The 21,224-nt window shown below is 45.7% G+C and carries 22 protein-coding genes; 15 read left to right on the top strand and 7 right to left on the bottom strand.

Features of this window, described 5'->3' with window-relative positions:
• Positions 1-36 precede the first annotated feature (36 nt).
• The 6 genes from FHS68_RS19090 (at position 37) to FHS68_RS19065 (ending at position 4,276) form a co-directional block, all read left to right on the top strand.
• Entirely contained in the window at positions 37-804 is a 768-nt protein-coding gene (locus tag FHS68_RS19090; RefSeq protein ID WP_167273532.1) for a LytR/AlgR family response regulator transcription factor, read from the top strand.
• A 78-nt stretch (positions 805-882) separates the two neighbouring features.
• Positions 883-1,419, top strand: a complete 537-nt coding sequence (locus tag FHS68_RS19085; RefSeq protein WP_167273529.1) for a hypothetical protein — start codon at positions 883-885, stop codon at positions 1,417-1,419.
• Between the two features lie 10 nt (positions 1,420-1,429).
• On the top strand, positions 1,430-2,593 hold the full coding sequence (locus FHS68_RS19080) for a cytochrome-c peroxidase (RefSeq protein ID WP_167273527.1): 1,164 nt from the start codon (positions 1,430-1,432) through the stop codon (positions 2,591-2,593).
• A gap of 107 nt (positions 2,594-2,700) precedes the next feature.
• A complete protein-coding gene (locus FHS68_RS19075; protein WP_167273525.1) occupies positions 2,701-3,369 on the top strand; it encodes a DUF2461 domain-containing protein in 669 nt (222 codons plus the stop codon).
• Between the two features lie 124 nt (positions 3,370-3,493).
• On the top strand, positions 3,494-3,847 hold the full coding sequence (locus tag FHS68_RS19070; RefSeq protein WP_167273523.1) for a YciI family protein: 354 nt from the start codon (positions 3,494-3,496) through the stop codon (positions 3,845-3,847).
• A 12-nt stretch (positions 3,848-3,859) separates the two neighbouring features.
• Positions 3,860-4,276, top strand: coding sequence for a hypothetical protein (locus FHS68_RS19065; protein WP_167273520.1), 417 nt, complete (start codon positions 3,860-3,862; stop codon positions 4,274-4,276).
• Positions 4,277-4,333: 57 nt separating this feature from the next.
• Here FHS68_RS19065 and FHS68_RS19060 read toward each other — a convergent pair whose 3' ends face one another.
• Genes FHS68_RS19060 through FHS68_RS19045 form a run of 4 tightly spaced genes read right to left on the bottom strand, consistent with a single transcriptional unit; the run spans position 4,334 to position 9,382 of the window.
• The gene (locus tag FHS68_RS19060; protein WP_167273517.1) at positions 4,334-6,481 is read right to left on the bottom strand and encodes an outer membrane protein assembly factor BamB family protein; all 2,148 of its coding nucleotides are present in this window, start codon (positions 6,479-6,481) and stop codon (positions 4,334-4,336) included.
• A gap of 45 nt (positions 6,482-6,526) precedes the next feature.
• Positions 6,527-7,504, bottom strand: coding sequence for a sugar phosphate isomerase/epimerase family protein (locus tag FHS68_RS19055; RefSeq protein WP_229211976.1), 978 nt, complete (start codon positions 7,502-7,504; stop codon positions 6,527-6,529).
• Positions 7,443-8,537 carry a Gfo/Idh/MocA family protein gene (locus FHS68_RS19050; RefSeq protein WP_167273512.1) on the bottom strand — a complete coding sequence of 365 codons (1,095 nt, stop codon included), beginning with the start codon at positions 8,535-8,537 and terminating at the stop codon, positions 7,443-7,445. Before FHS68_RS19050 ends, FHS68_RS19055 begins: the two co-directional genes overlap by 62 nt.
• 11 nt (positions 8,538-8,548) lie before the next feature.
• Complete coding sequence (locus tag FHS68_RS19045) at positions 8,549-9,382, bottom strand: phytanoyl-CoA dioxygenase family protein (protein WP_167273509.1); 834 nt, start codon at positions 9,380-9,382, stop codon at positions 8,549-8,551.
• A gap of 544 nt (positions 9,383-9,926) precedes the next feature.
• Between FHS68_RS19045 and FHS68_RS19040 the strand changes: the two genes are divergently transcribed.
• The 3 genes from FHS68_RS19040 to FHS68_RS19030 all read left to right on the top strand — a co-directional run bounded on the left by FHS68_RS19040 (position 9,927) and on the right by FHS68_RS19030 (position 11,648).
• Positions 9,927-10,484: an alpha/beta hydrolase gene (locus tag FHS68_RS19040; protein ID WP_229211975.1), complete on the top strand. Its 558-nt coding sequence runs from the start codon at positions 9,927-9,929 to the stop codon at positions 10,482-10,484.
• 113 nt (positions 10,485-10,597) lie between these two features.
• Positions 10,598-11,164: a Crp/Fnr family transcriptional regulator gene (locus FHS68_RS19035; RefSeq protein WP_167273507.1), complete on the top strand. Its 567-nt coding sequence runs from the start codon at positions 10,598-10,600 to the stop codon at positions 11,162-11,164.
• 94 nt (positions 11,165-11,258) lie between these two features.
• Complete coding sequence (locus FHS68_RS19030) at positions 11,259-11,648, top strand: RidA family protein (RefSeq protein ID WP_167273504.1); 390 nt, start codon at positions 11,259-11,261, stop codon at positions 11,646-11,648.
• 123 nt (positions 11,649-11,771) lie between these two features.
• Here the strand turns inward: FHS68_RS19030 and FHS68_RS19025 are convergent, their stop codons facing one another.
• On the bottom strand, positions 11,772-12,362 hold the full coding sequence (locus FHS68_RS19025; RefSeq protein ID WP_167273502.1) for an SRPBCC family protein: 591 nt from the start codon (positions 12,360-12,362) through the stop codon (positions 11,772-11,774).
• Positions 12,363-12,563: 201 nt separating this feature from the next.
• Here FHS68_RS19025 and FHS68_RS19020 point away from each other — a divergent pair, with 201 nt between their 5' ends.
• From FHS68_RS19020 to FHS68_RS19000, 5 genes are all read left to right on the top strand, one after another.
• Entirely contained in the window at positions 12,564-12,983 is a 420-nt protein-coding gene (locus tag FHS68_RS19020; RefSeq protein ID WP_167273499.1) for a helix-turn-helix domain-containing protein, read from the top strand.
• A gap of 222 nt (positions 12,984-13,205) precedes the next feature.
• Complete coding sequence (locus FHS68_RS19015; protein ID WP_167273497.1) at positions 13,206-13,577, top strand: hypothetical protein; 372 nt, start codon at positions 13,206-13,208, stop codon at positions 13,575-13,577.
• Positions 13,577-14,098, top strand: a complete 522-nt coding sequence (locus FHS68_RS19010; protein ID WP_167273495.1) for a DUF6575 domain-containing protein — start codon at positions 13,577-13,579, stop codon at positions 14,096-14,098. The genes FHS68_RS19015 and FHS68_RS19010 overlap by 1 nt, the downstream gene beginning before the upstream one ends.
• Positions 14,099-14,109: 11 nt before the next feature.
• Positions 14,110-14,538, top strand: a complete 429-nt coding sequence (locus FHS68_RS19005; protein WP_167273493.1) for a hypothetical protein — start codon at positions 14,110-14,112, stop codon at positions 14,536-14,538.
• A 174-nt stretch (positions 14,539-14,712) separates the two neighbouring features.
• The gene (locus tag FHS68_RS19000) at positions 14,713-14,973 is read left to right on the top strand and encodes a type II toxin-antitoxin system Phd/YefM family antitoxin (RefSeq protein ID WP_031529489.1); all 261 of its coding nucleotides are present in this window, start codon (positions 14,713-14,715) and stop codon (positions 14,971-14,973) included.
• Positions 14,974-15,080: 107 nt separating this feature from the next.
• On the opposite strand, the gene FHS68_RS18995 is transcribed toward FHS68_RS19000, so the two are convergent.
• Complete coding sequence (locus FHS68_RS18995; RefSeq protein WP_167273490.1) at positions 15,081-16,103, bottom strand: LLM class flavin-dependent oxidoreductase; 1,023 nt, start codon at positions 16,101-16,103, stop codon at positions 15,081-15,083.
• Positions 16,104-16,209: 106 nt separating this feature from the next.
• On the bottom strand, positions 16,210-17,922 hold the full coding sequence (locus FHS68_RS18990) for a tannase/feruloyl esterase family alpha/beta hydrolase (protein WP_167273487.1): 1,713 nt from the start codon (positions 17,920-17,922) through the stop codon (positions 16,210-16,212).
• 213 nt (positions 17,923-18,135) lie between these two features.
• Between FHS68_RS18990 and FHS68_RS18985 the strand changes: the two genes are divergently transcribed.
• Positions 18,136-21,222, top strand: coding sequence for a SusC/RagA family TonB-linked outer membrane protein (locus tag FHS68_RS18985; protein ID WP_167273485.1), 3,087 nt, complete (start codon positions 18,136-18,138; stop codon positions 21,220-21,222).
• Positions 21,223-21,224 lie beyond the last annotated feature (2 nt).

Raw genomic sequence — 21,224 nt, 5'->3', positions numbered from 1 at the left:
GATTTGTCCCGATTTTGAAACACATTCCTTGTACCCATGAAAGCCCTGATCATCGAAGACGAATACCCGGCGGCCGAACGATTGGAAAAACTAATCAAAAAACTCGATCTGCGTATAGAGATTACCGGTGTGCTGGAAAGTGTGGAGGCCGCGAAGCGCTGGTTCAGATCGGGTGAGAAGGTAGATCTGATATTTTCCGACATCCAGCTTTCCGACGGATTAAGTTTTCAGATTTTTGAATCATTCCCCGCACACAGCCCGATCATCTTCACGACTTCCTACGACGAATATGCAATCAAGGCATTCCGCGTCAAGAGCATTGATTATCTGCTGAAACCGATCAAATTACCGGAGCTCGAAGAAGCCATTCAAAAATACAAGAACTTTAAACAGGACTTCGCGCCGGAGGTGTATGCCAAGAAAATCGATTCATTGCTGGAAAGCCTCGAAATACGTCGCAGAACGCATAAAACAAGGTTTTTGGTCAAAAATGGAGAACAGCTCATTCCGATTCACCAGGAGCAGGTTGCCTACTTTTACACTGCAAATGAACTGGCGTGCCTGGTTGGAAACGACGGAAGGCAATTTCTGATCGATTATTCCCTGGAAGAATTAGAATCGATGGTGGATCCGCTCTGTTTCTTTCGGCTCAACCGGCAATTCATTGCCAGGGTCACGGCGATTCAGAAGATCCATACCTATTTTAACGGAAAACTTAAAGTAGACCTGCGTCCGGAAACGGCTCAGGATGTGCTGGTCAGCCGCGAAAAAGCCCCTGCATTCAAAACCTGGCTGGACGAATAGCAACCCAATCGTTTAATATTGGCACATGACTGCGAACTAGTCTGAGCAGATTTCTTGTGCCATGTAACAGACAATCTCATGAAAACCATTTTTATCATCGTGGTTGCAGCATTTGCGGTAACACAAGTAACTGCCCAAAAACCGTTCAATTACGCGCTTTACGCCGATGGGCTCGTCAATCCTCAGCTGCCAAAATCAAACCTTTATGCACAAGGCGCAGGTATGCGCGGTGAAATCAGCAAGGAGCTGACTAAGTCGAGAAATACCCTCTTCGCCCAGCTTGGATATGGTCATTTCTTCAGAAGAAAAAGCGGTGCAATGACCGCGGACCTGATGATGGTAGCGACTGGTTTTCGTTACCAGTCAAAAAGAGCCTTTTTTGCGTCATTGGGTCTTGGTGCGCAGTATTGGACAGAAAAACTTGTCATTCGCTATTCGGACAAGACCGTTGAAGACCGGTTAACCGGCATCATGCCTTCCGCTTCGCTGGGTTTCGGCTTCCGGGTCGGCGCCGATTACCGCATTGGAATCGACTACAGGGCGCTGTTTAAACCAGAAAACGGTGCTGTTTTGCTTCGAAACAACCTTGCGCTTTCATTCGGGTATGCATTCTAATCATTATATCATGAAGACTTTCCAAACCACCTGCTCTATTATTATAACAGCCATTTACGTCTTATCCGTTTACAGCTGCCAGCCTGCAGAACTGGTCGTAGCACCTCAGCAAAGCTTTGGGGCACTTCCTCTAATGACAGACGCCCCCGCAGATAATCCCCAAACTGCCGCAAAAATCGCCTTGGGCAAGCTCCTGTTCTACGATCCCGTCCTTTCAGGGAATAAAGATGTTGCTTGTGCAACCTGCCATCACCCGAATTTCGGATATTCGGATGGGCTGGAACTTCCTCTGGGCGTTGGAGCACAAGGGCAGGGGCTAACCAGACACTTTACAACATCCGGTAAAATCCCGTTAACCAAAAGGAATTCACCATCCCTTCTGAATGTGGCATTCAACGGCATTGACGAGGGAAGTAACTACGATCCGGCGAATGCGCCGATGTTTTATGATTTAAGGACAAAGTCGCTGGAAAATCAGTCGCTGATGCCGATCAGCACTTTCGAGGAAATGCGCGGCGATGCGTTTACACAGACCAATGCCATAGATAGTGTCATTGCCAGGCTTCGGGCAATCCCAACCTACAACAAATCTTTTAAGGAGGCATTTAAGACAGAGCTGGCCGTCACTGCGGTAAACCTGGGTAAGGCCCTTGCAGCATATGAACGAACTCTTTTGGCAAACAACAGTCCATTCGACCGATATCAGCGAGGGGAAAAATCGGCGATGAGTGACGCCCAAAAACGGGGTATGGTCCTTTTCCTCCAAAATGGATGCAATGCTTGCCATAATGGGCCCATGTTCAGCGATTACAAAACGCACGTGCTCGGTGTGGTCGACAATGAAAAACTAGGCTTTTCGGATAAAGGGCAGGATGACAATTATGCATTCCGTACACCGACCTTGCGTAACGTTTCCCTCACCGCACCATATATGCACAGCGGAAAACAACAGACTTTGGAGGAGGTACTTAATTTTTACGACTTGGTGCGTGATGGCGGAGCTGCGCTTAATTCGAATGTAAAAGTCAACCAGCTCGACTCGCTGCTTAAACCCAGGGTTACCCAAAGCAGTGATCTGGTGGAATTCCTGCGTGCGCTCACCGACCATTCTTTCGACAAATCGGTTCCCGCAAATGTGCCAAGCCGCTTGCCCGTCGGCGGAAATCTCAACTAGCCGGGACAGTAAAGCAAGCGGAGATAATGCTTATGAGATTAGGGAGCATAAGGACTTTTGTCTCACCAGCATCTCTAAGACTTAGCCCGTTTAATTGACAAACACGTATGATACAAGCAGCAACCCTGAAATTTCTGGAAGACCTGAAAAAAAACAACGTTAAAGAATGGTTCGACGACAACCGGAAGGCCTATGAGCTCGCCAGGGCCAATTTTCTGGATTTTTCACAGAAACTGATTGATGGTATCTCCGCTTTTGACCAGGACATTGCTGTTGCAAACCTGGTCGCTAAAAACTGTATGAGCCGGATCAACCGGGATATCCGTTTTTCGAAAGACAAATCCCCGTACAAGACCAATTTCTTTTTGATCGTCAATGCTGGTGGTAAAAAAGGGAACCACGCAGGTTATTACTTTCAACTGGAACCCGGTGCATCGTTTGTCGGCGGCGGGGCGTACATGCCAATGCCGGAGGATTTGCAAAAATTCAGGCAAGAAATTGAATATAACTTTACCGAATGGCAAAAATTGGTATCAGCCGGGCCGTTTCTGAAAACGTATGCGAATGGGATACAATCACCGGAAACGCTGAGCCGCGCCCCAAAAGGATTTGAAGAAAACAGTCCAGCGATTGAGTATTTGAAAATGAAAGGTTATTACGCTGTTACCAATCTTTCGGACCAGGCATTGGTTTCCGAGAAATCATTGGCTGACATTACTTCCAGTTTGGAAACCGTCCAACCGCTGGTAGCATTTCTGAACCACGCATTCGTATAGGAACGGAAACGCAATCGGCCTAACGCCTGGCTTCAGCGGCTTATAAAACATAGACTTTTGTCATCATCGATACGATCTTAATTGCAGAAATTTGATTCATTAACAACAATCAAATCTTCAGACAATGAAAGAGTATCTCTTATTATTCAGAAATGCAAGTGCTGAAAATGCCTATCTGTCGACTTCACAGGAAATGGCCGAAGACATGCCCAAATGGCAAGCCTGGATTGGCAGTATCGCCATGCAGGGCAAATTGGTGCACACCGCTCCCATGGAGTACAACGGAACGATCGTAAGTTCGGCCGGCGATACAAACAATCCCTACAAAGAAGCAAACAGCGTGTTGGTTTCCGGTTTTTTAATCTGTAAAGCGGATAGTTTTCATGAGGTGCAGGAGTGGTCCAAGACTTGTCCGATCCTTCAATACCCAAACAGCTCGGTGGAAATCCGTCCCTTGATTCCATTTCCAACAAATTAAATCTCCTACCAGATGGATAAAATTCTGAACCTGGGGAGATACATTTTCCCGCTGTCGTTTTTGCTGTATGTGGGCTTGCATTTAGGCAAACCAGAAGTGGGGGCATCATTCGTTCCCGACTATATTCCCTTCCCGCTTTTCTGGAATTATTTTACCTTGGTATGCATCAGTGCCTTCATAATCAGCGCGGTAATCGGCAAGTACGACAAGTTGAGCTATGTACTGATGGCCCTTTACGTTATCTTAATGGCAGTTCTGGTCCACATGCCCAGGTCAATGGGCCACGAATTGGACGCCGGTTTAATGTCTGCAAATCTGGACAGAGAAAAAGAGCTTGAAATGGTAAATATTTTCAGAAATATCATGGTGGCAGGTGCTCTGATGGCGTTTGCAAAGTTTGTTGCAAAAGATAAAAGAGTGATTGGCTGACAATGAGCTTGGATCGAAGCGATACAACCAGCGTATAACAGCTATCGTATATTTTACTTATTCCAGACTAAAAGTAATATAACCTCCATGATAGCCTTTGCCCGGATTAGGACTGACCGCGATCGTGACATACTGTTTTTGCCCAATCGAAAACGTGGACGGGACAGCAGTAGCGTTTCCCGGCAGTTCTTTTTCCCAAAGCAATTTTCCGGTTTTCTGGTCGAAGGCGCGGAACATCTGGTCTACCGTGGCGCCGATAAAAATAAGCCCGCCGCCGGTAGCGATCCCGCCGCCGCGGTTGAACAGTCCGGAATTCTTAATGCCCATGGCAGCCAGCTTTTTATCCACGCCAAGCGGAACCTGCCACAGAATTTCGCCGGAATTAAGATCGATAGCATTTAAAGTGCCAAACGGCGGTTTGATTGCAGGAACTCCATTCGGATCTTTGAAAAATTCGTATCCTGAGAACCCGTAAGGCTCTTTCGTCCCCGATTCTTCACTTTCAACTGGTGTTTTGGCAATGGCGGGCGCATTAATCCCTTTCAGATAAGCCGTGATGGCGTCGATCTGCTGCTGGGGTAAATGCTGAAAGGAAGGCATTGGCTCTGCACCTTTCTTGATAAAATTTTCAAGATCCTTTCTAACATAGTTTTTCACTTTCAAAGTAATATCCGGCCCGAAATTAGTACCCTTCTGATCTGCACCGTGGCAGCTGCTGCAATACATCTTGAAAAGATTTTCGCCGCTTTCATCATTGTCTTTTTTCAGGGACTTAATGTCTTTCAGTTGCAGAAACCAGGGCATATCCACCGCATTGACAAACATAACCCCGGAATTGGGGTTAAATGATGCGCCTCCCCAGTTAGAACCGCCATGCGCAGCGGGGACAATGAGTGAGCCATTCAGGCCAGGGGGTTCGTAAATGCCGGTATTATATTTGTTTTCTGCGATTTGGTCTTTGATAAATTGGGTAACCTCAGGAGTGATGGTACTGAAATATTCCGGCTTAAAACCCTGACGGGAAAATGGGCCGGGCTTGGTTGGGATTGGCTGGGTGGGCCAAGGTTTTTCGCCCGGCATATCACTTTTGGTCGGTACCGGCACTTCTTCGATTGGAAATAACGGTTTACCCGTTTTCCGGTCGAAAAGGAAAACGTAGCCCATTTTGGTCGCCAATGCTACGCCGTCGATCAGCTTGCCGTCATGTTTTACTTGCACCAGGTTAGGCGGCGATCCGTTATCGCGGTCCCATAGATCATGGTGCGTGGTTTGAAAATGCCATATTCTTTTGCCCGTTTTGGCATCCAGTGCCAGTAAACAATTGGCAAATAGGTTTTCACCTTCACGGTCAGCCCCGTAAAAATCGAAGGACGGCGAGGCAGTAGGGACATAAACGATGCCGAGTTTTTCGTCCAGGGCCATGCCGCCCCAGCAATTAGCGCCCCCATTTTTCTGGCGTGCATGCTTGGGCCAGGTCGTGTACCCGAATTCGCCTTCCCGTGGGATGGTATGGAAAACCCATTCCATCTTCCCGGTATTGACATTAAAAGCCCTCACATCGCCTGATGTAGATGGAAGCTCGTCGGGAACCTTGCAGCCCACAATGAATAAATCCCCATAAATAACCCCCGGCGCATTGGCGGTAACATGCACCCGCTTTTTCATGGCCGGCTCAACGGATAGCCCAGTATAAAAATCAACCTTGCCCTGCTCCCCGAATTCTTGGATTAACTTTCCCGTGGAGGCATTGATCGAATAAAGCGTTGACCCGAACACAAAAAGCAGCGCATCTTGTCTGCCACTTTTTCCCGGGTGAAAAGTTACCCCTCTGGTCCAGGTACTCACATCGGTACTGTCGGGAGAAAATTCCCAAATGAGTTTTCCCGTTTCAGGATTAAGGGCCACCAGCTTATCGCTTGGCATAAAGGCAAACATTTTGCCCTTTACGATTAAGGGATTGAACAAAATGCTGGACCCGTCTTTGCTGTCCTGGTAACTCCAAACCTCCTTTAACTGGCCGACGTTCGTGGTGTTGATGATCGAGAGGGGAGAAAATTTATTATTGGAAGCGTCATGACCGTAGTGGTTCCATTCGTCTTCTACATGAGAAGGCTGAGGTGTCCTTGGCGCAAAACCAATGAGTAATGCCACTAAAACAGCCGCGGAACAGAAACCAGCCAGCGAACGGTAGTTACGTTTTGTCATATTGAAATAAGTTCTCTGACGGGTTTATATTTGGTTTGCTCTGACTTAGAGGCCATTGGCAAGCAATCTGCCATCCATAAATTGTTTGGCTCGCGGCACATCTGCCTCTTCCAGGTGCTCAATGATGATTGGGATGTTGGGATGTTGCCGGGCAAGTCGTTGGAGATACAAGTCGTAGTTCAGCGAACCCAATCCCGGTGCAGGCAACTCGATCATTCCCACGCCGCGGAGTGCATGCGCCTCGTCGCCATCGATATCAGCCATTGACACGCCCACCGAAGTTTCGGCCAGCTTGACGTCTTTGGCGTGCGCAATCTTGATTCTGTCTGATAATGCGTCGAAAATCCGGTTTAATGTCAGGTCCATCGCCCCAATGTTGTGCTCTTCGAAGTAATTAGTAGGATCCATCAACAGTCCCAGATTCGGATGGTTGATATCGGCAAACAACCGCAGGGTTTCTTCCACCGACCCGATGACATTGTTCACATAAGTTTCTACACAGAATGTTACGCCGTGCTGGCGGGCAAAGGCAACAATCTCACCAATCACGTCCCGGCATTCCGTATAACCTTCCTGGGTTTTATTTCTTGGATCCGAAACCCAATCACTTTCTGCATGATATGTCCCTGTTTCACTGATCACATAGGGAGATCCGAGTTCATTCGCATAGCGTATAATCTGCCTGAGATGGTCCAGGTTTGCCTTGCGTTTTGCTGGTACCGGATGTACCAGATTGGTATAACCCGAAATACAACAGATGGGTAAGTTGCTGCTTCTGAAAGTATCCCTGATTTTCCTGGCCTTTGCAGCATCAAAAGCATTCGTCGACAAATCCATGTCCTTGAACGATACGTCCAGCTGCACGGTATTGAAATTAAGCTCCCGGATCCGGGCAGCCGTTTGGGCCAGATCGTAAGGGAAATAACCGGTAAAAATTCCAACCTGAATCATAAGATCATTTTCAAGAATATATTTCTGCAATTTCAACGGCCCGGTGTTCTCTGGCTGAAAGGTAGCAGGCATCTACCAGGGCCATTGTTTTCAAATTATCCCTCCCACTGATCTCAGGCTCGTTATTTTGTTCCAATGCAACCAGCAATTGGGCCATCGGCCCGGCAAAGGCATCCGGAAACCATACTTCCTCCCAGCGCGGACGTTGGCATCCTGCCATACTTTTGCAGGTGAAATCCAGTGTGCTTGGGCTATGCGCAGGATAATTCGGCCAGCCAATACTTCCCTTGGCCAATCCGTCAAGGCCTTCCACACGGTATTTGATGTAAATGTCTTCCTCAGCACCTTCGCGGGCAGGACCCGTCCACACATCGTCCCAGGCCGAAGCCCGCATGCCATTTTCATATTCGAGAATGTACAGTGCAATACCGTCGTCATGGGCAAATTTTGAAATCGTCCTCGGATCCTGGGCGACACTGCAATAAACGCTTTTGGGGTCGCCAAACCAGTACCGGAAGGTATCCAGATGATGAATGCTCATCACCCGTAGGGTAAGCCAGCCCATGTCCGCCTGCCAGCCCGTCCAGTGCGGGATGGCCCGCATGTCGATGGAGCCAAATACCGGTTTTCCTAGTAATCCTTTGTTTAACAGGTCTTTGCAAGCCCTTACCGACTGGTCGTAGCGCATGTTCTGGTTTACACCCAATACCACACCCGCATCTTCACAAATCCGGACAATTTCCAAAGCCTCCTGGTAATTCATCCCCAGCGGCTTCTGGGCTAATATCCCCCTGATGTTTTTGTGTTTGACAGCCTCTTTCACCACCGCGAGCTGGCCGTCAGGCGGCACGGCAATGTCTGCTACCTCCACTTCCGGATCGGCGAACATTTGACTATAAGTCGCATATACCTTTCCAATTTGGTGCCGCTGCGCTACTTTCTGGCTGTTCGCCCATGTTCGCGAGGTGATGGCCACGGGATTGAACCCCGCATTCCGGTAGGCTACCAGCTGGCAGTCGGCCATGATAAAGCCCGCACCTACGCAACCAATACCAACCGATTTATTTTCAGGCAGAACAGGAAGATATTCAAGTTCAATGCGCATCAAAATCCCAATTAAGAGCGATTTAAATCCTGTAATGTGATTTCAGCATCCTTGCTCAAAAAATCCGCTTGTGTCACGACCTGTTTCCCGCTTTCCAGTAATTGGCTGTCCGCAACCATCTTCACAGGTTCAATGCACGACGTGTTTTTTTCCCTGAACGGTTTGTTGAATGATAAATTGTACGCCGAAATAACCGACCACCGGGGTTTGTCCGACAGGTTGGCATCCGAACGATGGAGAATGTTGCTATGAAAGAAAAGAGTATCTCCCGCTTTTAGCTCCACATAAACCAGTTCACTGTTTTTTTCGGCTTCTGCGACGAAATCCGGATCTGCTCCTTGCTGCTCGCCTACAAATGAATGCTCAAAACGCTGCATTTTGTGTGTTCCTTTCAAAACTTGCAGACACCCGTTTTCTACGTTAGCATCGCTTAGGGCTACCATCACTGAAATCATCGCTTCCGGGTATAGAAACCCATTTTTGTACCAATAACCATAATCCTGGTGCCACTCCCACGCCCCTCCTTTTTTAGGCTCCTTTTGCATAACCTTTGAATGAAAATGGCAAACTTCGCCTTCATTTCCGAGCAGTAGCTCCACAGCCTTCACCATCCGCTCCGATCGCGACATAAGCCCGAAAGAATCGTCGCCAGGTGTAAACCAAAGCGTCAGTTTGGTCCGGTTACCGGCTGTATCTTTCAAATCGAATGCGTGGCTTGTTACACTTTCATCAGTCGCCAGGCCATAAAGCAACTCAATCTCCTCCTGACTAAAAAAATTCCGCTTGATCAAAAACCCATCGTTTTCAAAATCAGTTTTATCCGTGATACTAAGTCTTGTTTCCATATATAAAATGTTCGAATGCTCAATAATAGCTAAAATCTTCTTGAAATATTAACAAGACAAAGTACCGGGAAATTAAATGTTGATTCCATCGCTATTATGGCAATTTTATATGTTATTTTGAACATCTGGCATAAGTATGTGCCGGAATTGTAAAACATAACAGATGAACCTCTTGTTCAAAAATTACCTTTAGACAATAGCACCTCATTTGTGGCACGATCCTACACGACGCCTTTCTTCGAAACACCCTGGCACTAGCACGAGGAATATGAGCTGCTGATAGAAGCGGTCGGGAGCGGCTAAGCGTTTGTTGGTGATCACATCGGAGAGTATAGCGCAGGAGATGTGTTTTTGTTGGGTAAAAACCTGCCCCATTGGTTCAGAAAAGAAGAACCTGATAGTCGCCTATGAAATACAGAAAGGAATACGCGCAAACAGTTGGGAAAAAATAAGCAATAAACTTTTTCAGGTCTTTTCTAGCATGACTTGAAAACCGGTTAAAAAGAATTATTTAATTTATGAGTTCAACGTATGCTAAAATGAAATGATGGCAAATCAAGTGATATTCTTTCACGGCGGGGGATCAATGGAAGACTATGAGGCCGACAAAAAACTGGTCGAGTCGCTGGAAGGCTATTTGAAGCCGTCGTATGTCTTCCACTATCCTTTTTTACCTGATGACGGATCGCCGGACCTGGGAAGGCGGCAGCAAATCAATCAAGCAATATCAGAAAGCAAAGACGGTGTAATATTAGTGGCCCACTCACTCGGCGCTTCCATGTTGTTAGCGTGCCTTTCCGAATTCAGCTTTGAGCGAAGGATTAAAGCCGTTTTCCTGGTAGCAACGCCTTTCTGGGAGGGAAGCGAAGATTGGGTGAAACCTTTCAAATTACGCCAGGATTTTGCAGAAAAACTTGACAAGAATATACCATTGTTCTTTTACCACTGTCACGACGATGAGGAAGTTCCAATCGCCCAGCTAGCCATGTATAGGCAGCAACTTGAATGGGCGACTTTTCGTGAAATTTCCGTCGGCGGTCACCAGTTCAATGATGACCTGAGTATTGTAGCAGCCGATGTTCGCTCGCTGGCTAAGGCGTGACGAATTCGTGACGGAACTTGCCATCAACGAATATTTCTGAAAATTCAGGCCGTCTGATTTGAATAAAGACCGAATTCCCTAATATTTAGGCCTCCCAATTGGCTTATCATTTTATGTACTCGAAATTGCGGCAACATATTGAGAAGCTCATGCCTTTAACGGACGATGAGTTCGCATTTATCGAGAAGCATTTCGTTTTTAAAAAGTTCAAAAAACATCAGTTTATGGTGCAGCGGGGCGAGCTGGTACCCTACAATTATTTCCTGCTATCGGGGCTGACCAAGCTGGTGTATACCGATGAGGAAACTGAAAAACAATCAATCCTTGCCTTCGCCATGGAAGACTGGTGGGACAATGACTTTGAAGCCTACTATTCCCGCACAAAGGCCACGCTTTCCATGGAATGCCTCGAAGATACCGAGGCGCTGTGTTTGACATTGGACGATTTCAATGCATTACGCACCGGTCTGCCCAAAATCGAGCATTTCTTTCTGGAAAAAGTTACCGCCGGCTTTCTGGCAGGCCAGCGCCGCATTCTTTCCCTGATGACATCCAGCGCACAGGAGCGCTACAAGCAGTTTGTCGGCCAGCACCCTTCGCTGTTGCAACGCTTGCCCAAGACGCAACTGGCTGCCTATTTGGGTGTTTCCCGCGAGACGCTTAGCAGGCTGGACTTGTAGTGTGACCTGCCGCACATGAAAGTCGTGAGGTAGGTCACGGGGTGGTTTTCCAATTGATCGCTAGATTTGCACAGTAAATCAATCAAACTTAAAAATGGAAAAAAGAATCATTAACCCGTGGCAATGGCAGGACGAACGTTCCTACAATCAGGGCGTGGAAGTGAAGCAAATCGAAAGCACATTATACTGCGCAGGCCAAGCCGCCGTGCATCCCGACGGAACATCAAGCGACGCAGATATGCGCACCCAGCTGCTCCTGGCCATACATAATCTGGAACAGGTCGTGAGCCAGGCCGGATTCGAACTCAAAAACATCGCCCGCCTGAATGTATACACGACCAACCACCCGGAGTTTTTCTCGTGCTTCGACATATTCACCGAGTGGATCGCCAAAAACGAAATCAAACAAGTCTCGACCGTCGTCGAAGTAAAAACGCTTTTCGAAACGCTATCGGTAGAATTGGAAGCGACACTTGTGAAGTAGGCAGTCGTTGCCAATCTTAAAAAACGAAGGGGCAATCAGCATCAAGCCAATTGCCCCTTCCTCCTTCCTCCCTCATCCCTTTCCTCCCTTTCTTCCCACTTTCCTACACAGACCGCCCTTCACTCACCCTCCACCAACCTTAACCTGTTCCGGCGCCTCATTATAACCACCCGACCGGTCGGACATACCTTCGGCACTTTTCAGGTTATCATTGTGAGGTTGCTCAGATTCGGACGTTTGGTTTTGCGTTTCACCTGCATCGGCGCGTTTGATACTGCCGGACAGATACGATTCAAGATCGTCCAGACCTTTATCCCACCCATCCTGATGCGTTTTCAGCATCTCTGGTTTCGAAAATCCATCCTGGATCACACGCAGTTTACTGCCATCACCCTCGGCGGAAAAGCTGACATTCAGCGAATAACCGTTTTCGGAGCCCTCGTCGCTCATGTTCCAAACCCACGAATAAACCAGTTTTTCATTCAGTGACACTTCGCTGTACGTACCGGTAATTTCTAATCCCGCCTCGCCTACGAAATAAGCGACTTCGCCTCCTTCCTTGAGATCATTTTTCACATCCGTCAGCGACTCACCCATTGGATGCCACCATTGTTTGAGCTGTTCTGCTTCCGTCCAAGCCTTGAAGAGTGTTTCTACGTCCACATCAAACTGCCTTTCAATTTCAAGCACATTTGCCTTTTGATCCTCTTCCATTTTTTCCTGGTTTGTTGATGAACATTATATGCGCCGATCTGCATAATAATCGTGCCGCCCGGGGTGCAGTGTCGCCATGAAAACTGGACACACGCCCCGGTAACATACCTGGCTATGCCCTACGCGGGCCGCCCGTAAAATATCCAGGCACTTCCCGCCGGATTTACATAAATTGCTTTTTTAACCAAACCCCTTTCCCGCATGACACATACTACCTCCAACCCAAAGATCCATGAAGGGCGCAATTTGAAGCGTTTTCGGGAAATGTTGAGTATTAAACAAGATGCATTGGCGTTCGAGCTTGGCGAAGATTGGAACCAGCAGAAAATTTCTCTATTAGAACAAAAAGAAAAGATTGATTCCGACATTTTGGAACAAGTTGCGGCTATTCTTAAAATTCCAGCTGATGCGATTCGGAATTTTGATGAAGAGAAGGCTGTGAATATTATTGCCAATACATTTGACAAGGTCGAAAACTCCTTCAACTTCGGCACCTTTAACCTACATCCGGTTGAAAAGATTATTCAGCTACATGAGGAGAAGATTGCGCTTTATGAGCGGATGTTGAAGGAGAAGGACGAGATGATGGGGAGGTTAGAGCGGTTGGTTGTGGGGAGATAGGCTCAATGCTAATAAAATACAATTTTTTTGATAGTGTGGTAAAGGGGAGATTTGTGATTTAAGCTATTGTAATCCATGTCGAAATAAAGGCGTTGTTAGGGAATGTGATACTCATCCAAAAATTCAAACACTTGTCTCCTTTCAAATTAGTTGCTTAGAATCTATTTTGCCACATGCCAAAAGAAGGATTAGTTATGAATTATTTTACAAAAATTAGTAATAATGGCTTGGTCTGAACAATTATCAGAAAATTGTCCTCCGGCTGAAGCCATTAAACCACGCGGTCTTAAATTTTACAGAATTTGCAGTAATCCTGTTAGCGAAAGGGACTTCTACTCGCATAAGCGTTTATATCCAGAAAAGAATTATACAAAGCTTTGCGAAGCAAAGGGCCTGTCGTTATGGCAAACACTTGATAAAGCAAGGCAAATTCTTAAAATGCCAATATTCAAATCTCGAAACTCAACCATCGGGGAATTGGTTCTTAACGAAAAAGATGGAGTTGTTCTGCAAACAACGAAGGATTTAAACCATTTCACTTGGTGGTCGACAACTGAATTCGAATATTCCAATAACTGTAAATTGGTATCATAATGAAGTTAAAAACTATTGAAATATTGCTCTTCTACGATCAGGCGCATCTTTTAACTGCAAGTGGAGAGAATCAGGAAATCTATCTTTGTCTACTGGTCGAGATGTTCGAAGACGGGACTAATATGTATATCGGAACGCCAATTTCGAAGTCTCGTTTATCTTTGTTAGTCACGGGACAGATAGATGTTCGCTTAGTATACACTAAACCTGAAAATGTCATTTTTTTGCAAATTAGCGAGAGCAAGGATGGTCTGCTTATCGGTAATGAATTAGCTATTGAAGCGATTCCCGAAGAATACTTGCCGGAAGCTGACTTGTTTCTCTCCGATCCGCTCGAATCAGCTGTTTTATCAGGATCTATAAAATTTACTGAAGACCCAAAAAGCAAAACTCGATCTACTCCGGCTAGGTTTACCGGGGAGTTTTCTTTGCTTGAGAATGAGTTCTCCATTTACTATCTGCCACCAAAACCAGCTCAAAATGGCAAAATTAAGGCTGAACGGAATCTAGTGTTTAGATAAAATTGACATCCATGACTATACAAATCGAGTCGATTACGGTGAATGACTACAAGGTTCATGATCAACTTCCGGAAATGGTGGGAAAAACCGTAACCTTCGATATTAGTATCAACAATTTGGTTACCGGGTCGGAGCTCCAACAAGAAGTGATTTTATGCGAAGTATCTGTCCGCTTGATCGAAGCAGAGAGCGGCTTGGAATTAGTAACATTCAAAAGCAATAATTTCTATAATGTTCCCGGATTGACAGCGGTATTGATTTCGTATCCAGACGATTCCGTTAAAATCCCGGAAGAGATCATAGAAGTCATCGCTAGGGTTTCAATTGGAAATGTAAGGGGAATTTTATTCGAGCGGCTTTCGACTACCATTTTAAACAAGATGCTTTTACCAGTCATTGAATATGGGGATCTCACTGTTTCAATTCCAACAGACCAATAATTGACAGGCGGAGCAAACCTTAGTCAAAGCATATCCTGACCGGTCAATTGTGCAAGCGGCACTTGCACAAATTACCTGGTATCACCATAATGCTGAGCTTTCAGTTGTCCTTCATGCTAATTTTCGCGCTAATACAAAATCTTCCTATCTTCGTGTACACAAATTCGTACACCGATGAGAATTATATCAGCAAGGGAATTTCGGGGGAAGCAAAAGGATTATCTGGATCTGGCCGAGAAGGAACGGGTGATTATTCACCGGGGGAAGAATAAGAAATCAGTTTTACTCACGCCAATTGATGAAAGTACTGAAACTGATGTCTTTTTTTCGGACCCTCAAGTGTTAAATGCCATTAAAGAAGGCATTGAGGACGTGAAGGCTGGAAGAGTGACTTCCATCCGCGACCTTAAAAACATATGGGCAGATATTCTGTGACCTTTCCGAATAAAGCAAAAAAAGACGCCCTTTTGAGGCGCCTTCGTAATCTAGATAGAAACAATTGATATATAGGAAACTACTGCAAGTCGCCAAACACCCAAATCTCAACGCCACCCCAACCCAGGCGCCACATGCTCCAAAATCGAGGCCAACACATGCACATTATAATCAACCCCTAACGTATTTGGAATCGTCAAAAGAACCGTATCTGCTTCCTGGATAGCCTCGTCCTGCGCCAGCTCCTTAATAAGTTGATCTGGTTCAGCAGCGTAGCTTCTGCCGAAAATCGCATTTTTGCCCTGTTCGATCATTCCGATTTTGTCGCGGTCTCTGCCTTCCTGCCCAAAGTACATGCGGTCCTGATCGTTCATCAGTGCGAAAATAGACCGGCTTACTGAAACCCTTGGTTCCCGTTTGTGCCCCGCTTTCTTCCACGCCTCTTTATATAGCCTGATCTGCTCCGCCTGCTGCACGTGAAAAGGCTTGCCGCCTTCATCGTATTTCAGGGTGGAACTTTGGAGGTACATCCCGTTTTCCGCCGCCCACACAGCCGTAGCATTGGAAGCGGCTCCCCACCAGATGCGTTCCCGCAATCCTTCGGAGTATGGTTCCAGACGGAGCAAGCCCGGCGGGTTTGGAAACATTGGGTACGGATTGGGCTGTGCAAATCCCTTACCTTTCAGCCTTTCGAGGAATTCCAATGCTTTACGGCGTCCCATTTCTGCCTCGGTTTCTCCGGCAGCGGGTTCGTATCCAAAATAACGCCAGCCGTCGATCACCTGTTCCGGCGATCCTCTGCTGATTCCCAATTGCAATCGTCCTTCCGAAATCAGGTCCGCGGCGCCGGCGTCTTCCACCATATAGAGTGGGTTTTCATAACGCATGTCAATCACGCCCGTCCCAATCTCTATTTTGCTTGTTTTGGCACCAACAGCTGAAAGCAAAGGAAATGGCGATGCCAGCTGCGTTGCAAAATGATGTACACGAAAGTAAGCGCCGTCCAAACCGATTTCTTCGGCGGCAACCGCCAGGTCAATGGATTGAAGCAATGTGTCACTCGCTGTCCGGGCGTTATATGCTGGGTGGTTTGCCCAATGCCCGAACGATAAAAATCCTATCTTCTTCATAATTCTTCTTTCAGAGTAAGCTTAGAATTAGAAAGATTATAGGGCGTTAAAAGTTCCTGGTTAATTTCTTTTGCTTGGCTTAAATGTGTCGCCTTTGCCAGCAACCCTACTCTTTCGGATAAGCCAAAATATTCTTGGTGGTAATCTTGCCCCCAACATCTTTCGACGCAACGATCTCGTCGGGCGCCTTTGATTTTTCTACCCAATCAATGATCACGCTGACCCAGTCCACATTATCACAACCCGGGCCGCCTCCACAGTGCAAAACTCCTGGAAGAAGGAACAGCCTTGAATAAGATTGCGCGTCTTTGTCGCTTTTTAATATCTCATTGTAATGCCCAATGGTTGCGTTTGCCGAGAGTGCCGCATCATTCCATCCATGGAAAAAGATAATCTTACCATTTCGCTTTCTGAACTCGCTGTAATCAGTACTGGTGGCATCCAGATAGGATGAAGCATAGGCAGTTTCCGCGGTAAAATTCTTGAAGTTATACTTTGAATAATCAAAGGTTGAATCGTTGAAGATAAGATACTTGAAAATGTTTGTAGAAAACATATGATGCAGGCTGGGTTGTTTTTGCGAGAAGGAGCTTGACCCGGTTATCCAGGGGTCCCAGGAAGCTTCTTCGGCTTCTCCGCCAAAGGGGAAACCTGGGTAAATCTGTTTGCCATTTACAATCAAAGGACTGTAAATCAACTTGATTGCCGCAAGCTGTCTTTTTGTAAAACATGCGCTTCCAGGCTTTTCGTTAGCGCATACCGGTAATTTTGAAAAATCGAACTTGCATTTACCGGGGTTGTTCAGAATCCCATCAGCCGATCCGTCCAATTGGTCGCATTGTTTAAGAACTTCCTTTTGTAAAAGTTTGAGATTATCTTTTGAGATAACCGGCCTCAGCTCGTTTGAGTCTGGATAATTGTATTGGCTGTGCTGCAAAAATTTCGCAGCTGTTGCCGGCCATCCAAATGCAGGTGCCCCGGCTACAATCCCATCAAAATCCTCAGGATAATATTGGGCCTCCATCATCGCCTGTCCGCCCCCACGCGAACAACCCACAAAATACGATTTGGAAGGTGCTGCACAATAAAAATTTTGCATAATGGCTTTCGATACCACGGCGGTACGATGTATGGCAAGCCGCCCGAAATTGAGCTGTCGCTCCATGTTGTTGTACGCCCATTTTGCGTCGCTACCTCCTTCGTGACCTGTGTCAGTGCCTGCAGTTACAAATCCCTCATCGATCTTACCCCGGAATTCGTTTTGGATGCTTCCAACAAAACCGCCTCCTCCTGACATCAGGAAACGTGTATTACTTTCGTTCGGTAACAAGATCTCAAAATTGATTTCCTTGCTGATCCTGCCTAGTATGCGACAGAAAGGCTTTTGTATGACAACAGTTGGGATCCACGGTGCGTTTGGATTGCGGATCGTATCCCCTGCATTGGCCTCAGCAACCAAAATCGTAACATCCGGCAGTTGAAGGTTTTTCAACTCCTCGCATGGCTTACAAGGTTTTACATTTTGCGCTGAGGCAAGGCAGGCAAACAATAGGAGGGCGAAGGAAATGTGAAATTTTCTCATAGGTGAATTGTTTAATAACCTGTGCGCATTTCTTTCATAAAGCAAGAAGAACTGACTTTTTCCCCATTGAATTCCGGAACTAAGATCACGGTGACTTGCCAGGATCACAAGCCGGCCGGTAGAAGGCTCGCTTGTTTGCAGCGGAATATCCCTGCCCCGGAGGTCAGTGAAAGTAATGTTTGGTAAATCACATTTAAAATTCAGGTTGATCAGGTCGCAGACAGGGTTTGGGTACATGATTATCGGAGCGTCCCTTTCAAGTTTCAGTGAAACAACCCGCGAGCCTATTCCTGACGCATTAGCTACCAGAACTTAGGAGCTTTTTGCAATTATTGTTAATACAATCTTAACGCATTTTTAACCTTACTCTAGTACGGTCGGACTACTTTTAGAGCTAGATAAATTAATAAAGTGACTAAAAAATTTCTGTCTCAACAATACTAAAATTTTATGAATTCAAAATTACGATTATCCAAAATCATCTGTGCTTCCGCATGTTTGATATCCTGGGCTGGATTTTGCGATGTACCGTCCCATGCGTTTTCTAACAATATGAATAAGGAGGTGATTGTCACAATAGCTGATCCGCTATCGGATGTTGTATCCGCCGCCCAGCCAATCTCGGGTAAGGTCACGGATGACAAGGGAGCACCGTTACCTGGTGCTACGGTTATTGTTAAAGGCTCGACAAGAGGCACAACAACGGATACTGATGGAAAATTTGTTATTGATGCCGATTCCGATGCCATGCTTGAAATTTCTTTCGTGGGATATTCTTCAAAGGAAGTTTCAGTGAACGGGCAATCATCAATAGTAGTCCAATTAAACCCCAATCTTTCACAATTGAATGAGGTTGTTGTAGTTGGTTACGGTACCCAAAAAAGGTCAGACGTTACTGGCGCCATTTCATCTATTAATAGTGAAAGTTTTAATAGGGGCGTGGTAACGAACCCAGGTGAACTGTTGCAGGGTAAATTGGCCGGTGTGTCCATTGCAGCAAATAGTGGCGAACCTGGGGCAGCACAAGATATAATTATCAGGGGTATCGGTAGTTTGCGGTCGGGAACACAGCCGCTTTATGTGGTCGATGGATTTTTGTTAGACAATTCCTCTACGGGTGTTCCCACCAATCCCCTAAACTTTATTAACCCTAACGATATTGAAAGTATCGATGTGCTAAAAGATGCCAGTGCAACAGCGGTATATGGTTCGAGGGCAGCAAATGGTGTGGTAGTAATTACCACTAAGAAAGGAAAAGGAAAACCGCAAATTAATTTTGCAGCATCCACCGCTGTGTCGTCCATAGCCAATACAATAGATGTTTTTGATGCCGACGCTTTTCGCAGCCAAGTGGTGGCCACCGGCGGAACCTTGCAAGACTTTAATGCAAACACGAATTGGCAAGATGAATTGACCCAAAGGGGTGTATCAAATAATCTTAATTTGTCGATGAGCGGTGCCAGCAGTGGGAATTTTTCCTACTTCACATCAGTCGGTTATCAGGATCAAGAAGGAATTTTGAAGAATAGCAGGCTAAAACGTTATTCGGGAAAATTGAATATGAATCAAAGGGCATTCAATGGCAGATTAAATATTGATTACAATCTTACGGCCTCCCACACCGAAAATTTACGCCCAAGCATTACTTCAACCATCAGTGATATGCTGAGTTTGAACCCAACGGTTGCTCCATACACAGACGGTAAACCTACCCTATTGAACACAAATGCCTTAAATCCACTTGCCAGATATGATTTATTTAGTGACAAAGCCATTAATAACCGGATTTTGGCGAATTTCTCACCATCTATAGAGATATTTGACGGCCTTACTTATAAGTTAAATTTCGGTGTTGATTATTCCGCCACGAATAGGAATGAGCAGTACAAACCCTATCCGGCAGTTATCAATGAGTCTGATATTTCTAATGGGGTATTGGATGCTGCCATCAATTCAAATACCAATCAACTTGTTGAAAATACGCTTACCTATAATTGGAACAAGGATGTTCATAATGTTACTGTATTGGCAGGACATTCTTTCCAAAAGTTTTTGGATGAAACCAGAACAACTACATACCGCGGTTTTGCAAATAATAATATTGAGCCTATTTATCAAGACCATACCAGTACAACAGCATTTCCTACTGCGGTAAGTTCGGACGCCCTTAAAAACGAGCTGCAATCTTTCTTCGGCAGAGTGAACTACGTATATGGTAATAAGTACATGTTCACTGGTACGTTTCGTGCCGATGGGTCCTCCAAGTTCGGAGAGAATAACAAGTACGGCTATTTTCCTTCTTTTGCATTGGGATGGAACATTAGCAACGAAAATTTTATGGACAATTCGTTTTTCAATAACTTAAAATTACGAGCAAGTTGGGGCCGAACAGGTAACCAGGAGATTCCCTCCAAAATCACAAAAGCCAGTTATTTAGAGCAGCGATTACAAACAGGCGCCGGAAGTGTCAGTACATATCCTATTGATACCGACGCTACTTCATTGCAAGGCTATCCGTACGGGATTATATATACGCGATTAGCAAACCCGAATTTACAATGGGAGGTATCCACCCAAATAGATTTAGGAATTGATTTCGCATTCTTTGGTTCCAGAATGACCGGTACATTGGATTACTTCAATAAGGAATCTTCCAATATACTTTTGGAAGTTGTTCCGTCAGACCCTGTTCAGCCTACCTCTACATACTGGAACAATATCCCGGGTATGGTTATTCAGAACAATGGCATCGAACTTACGCTGAACTACGGTAGCGACCAAAAACGTGACTTCTCTTATAATATTGGTGGTAACCTGACCTATATTCAAAATAACGTGCAAAATTCCCCTTATGCGGTCTTGGCAACAGGTGCAGCCCAAGGTTCTGGCCAATCGGGCGCGACCATTAATGGTTATATCAACAATGAGTCGTTAGGGGCATTCTATATGTATCAGTTCGACGGAATTAATGCGGATAACGGCCAGAACGCATTCAGGGACACCAATGGAGATGGTCAAATACTGGACAATGACCGTCTTGTAGTGGGCAGTGCGATTCCGAAATTAATCTATGGATATAATTTAAACTTGAAGTACAAAACATTTGACTTGGGTTTGAATTTCAATGGTGTAGCAGGAAATAAAATTTTCAACCATACAACCATGACCCTGTTCAATAGGTCGCAATTGGCCAAGTCCAATAACACTACGGATTTTGCCATCCAATACCCAAATGAGGCGTTGACCAATGCCAATATTGTGTCGACACGTTATTTGGAGAATGGTTCTTTTTTAAGATTGAATAACGCTACACTGGCCTATAACCTGAATTTAACTGGGAGCAGATTGGCGGATGTCTTCCAACGAGCCAGTCTTACATTAACTGGTCAAAACCTCTTTGTAATAACCGATTACTCAGGTTTTGACCCGGAAGTTAATACGGGATCGGCTTCTGGTGGAATCCAAACTTTTGGCATTGACCGATTTACGTATCCAAGGGCAAGAACATTTGTGCTCGGTCTTAATGTAACATTTTAAAA

This window comes from Dyadobacter arcticus, from assembly GCF_011762185.1.
Taxonomy (GTDB): Bacteria; Bacteroidota; Bacteroidia; order Cytophagales; family Spirosomataceae; genus Dyadobacter; species Dyadobacter arcticus.
This window is presented reverse-complemented; position numbering and strand designations above follow the sequence as displayed.

What these genes read in the sequence shown, in the direction of transcription:
- FHS68_RS19085 (WP_167273529.1), top strand. Translation starts at nt 883, where the DNA reads ATGAAAACCATTTTTATCATCGTGGTTGCAGCATTTGCGGTAACACAA.
- FHS68_RS19035 (WP_167273507.1), top strand. Translation starts at nt 10,598, where the DNA reads ATGTACTCGAAATTGCGGCAACATATTGAGAAGCTCATGCCTTTAACG.
- FHS68_RS19015 (WP_167273497.1), top strand. Translation starts at nt 13,206, where the DNA reads ATGGCTTGGTCTGAACAATTATCAGAAAATTGTCCTCCGGCTGAAGCC.
- FHS68_RS19065 (WP_167273520.1), top strand. Translation starts at nt 3,860, where the DNA reads ATGGATAAAATTCTGAACCTGGGGAGATACATTTTCCCGCTGTCGTTT.
- FHS68_RS19090 (WP_167273532.1), top strand. Translation starts at nt 37, where the DNA reads ATGAAAGCCCTGATCATCGAAGACGAATACCCGGCGGCCGAACGATTG.
- FHS68_RS19025 (WP_167273502.1), bottom strand. Translation starts at nt 12,362, where the DNA reads ATGGAAGAGGATCAAAAGGCAAATGTGCTTGAAATTGAAAGGCAGTTT.
- FHS68_RS19050 (WP_167273512.1), bottom strand. Translation starts at nt 8,537, where the DNA reads ATGCGCATTGAACTTGAATATCTTCCTGTTCTGCCTGAAAATAAATCG.
- FHS68_RS19005 (WP_167273493.1), top strand. Translation starts at nt 14,110, where the DNA reads ATGACTATACAAATCGAGTCGATTACGGTGAATGACTACAAGGTTCAT.
- FHS68_RS19040 (WP_229211975.1), top strand. Translation starts at nt 9,927, where the DNA reads ATGATGGCAAATCAAGTGATATTCTTTCACGGCGGGGGATCAATGGAA.
- FHS68_RS18995 (WP_167273490.1), bottom strand. Translation starts at nt 16,103, where the DNA reads ATGAAGAAGATAGGATTTTTATCGTTCGGGCATTGGGCAAACCACCCA.
- FHS68_RS19070 (WP_167273523.1), top strand. Translation starts at nt 3,494, where the DNA reads ATGAAAGAGTATCTCTTATTATTCAGAAATGCAAGTGCTGAAAATGCC.
- FHS68_RS19060 (WP_167273517.1), bottom strand. Translation starts at nt 6,481, where the DNA reads ATGACAAAACGTAACTACCGTTCGCTGGCTGGTTTCTGTTCCGCGGCT.
- FHS68_RS19075 (WP_167273525.1), top strand. Translation starts at nt 2,701, where the DNA reads ATGATACAAGCAGCAACCCTGAAATTTCTGGAAGACCTGAAAAAAAAC.
- FHS68_RS18990 (WP_167273487.1), bottom strand. Translation starts at nt 17,922, where the DNA reads ATGTACCCAAACCCTGTCTGCGACCTGATCAACCTGAATTTTAAATGT.
- FHS68_RS19030 (WP_167273504.1), top strand. Translation starts at nt 11,259, where the DNA reads ATGGAAAAAAGAATCATTAACCCGTGGCAATGGCAGGACGAACGTTCC.
- FHS68_RS19010 (WP_167273495.1), top strand. Translation starts at nt 13,577, where the DNA reads ATGAAGTTAAAAACTATTGAAATATTGCTCTTCTACGATCAGGCGCAT.
- FHS68_RS19080 (WP_167273527.1), top strand. Translation starts at nt 1,430, where the DNA reads ATGAAGACTTTCCAAACCACCTGCTCTATTATTATAACAGCCATTTAC.
- FHS68_RS19045 (WP_167273509.1), bottom strand. Translation starts at nt 9,382, where the DNA reads ATGGAAACAAGACTTAGTATCACGGATAAAACTGATTTTGAAAACGAT.
- FHS68_RS18985 (WP_167273485.1), top strand. Translation starts at nt 18,136, where the DNA reads ATGAATTCAAAATTACGATTATCCAAAATCATCTGTGCTTCCGCATGT.
- FHS68_RS19055 (WP_229211976.1), bottom strand. Translation starts at nt 7,504, where the DNA reads ATGCCTGCTACCTTTCAGCCAGAGAACACCGGGCCGTTGAAATTGCAG.
- FHS68_RS19020 (WP_167273499.1), top strand. Translation starts at nt 12,564, where the DNA reads ATGACACATACTACCTCCAACCCAAAGATCCATGAAGGGCGCAATTTG.
- FHS68_RS19000 (WP_031529489.1), top strand. Translation starts at nt 14,713, where the DNA reads ATGAGAATTATATCAGCAAGGGAATTTCGGGGGAAGCAAAAGGATTAT.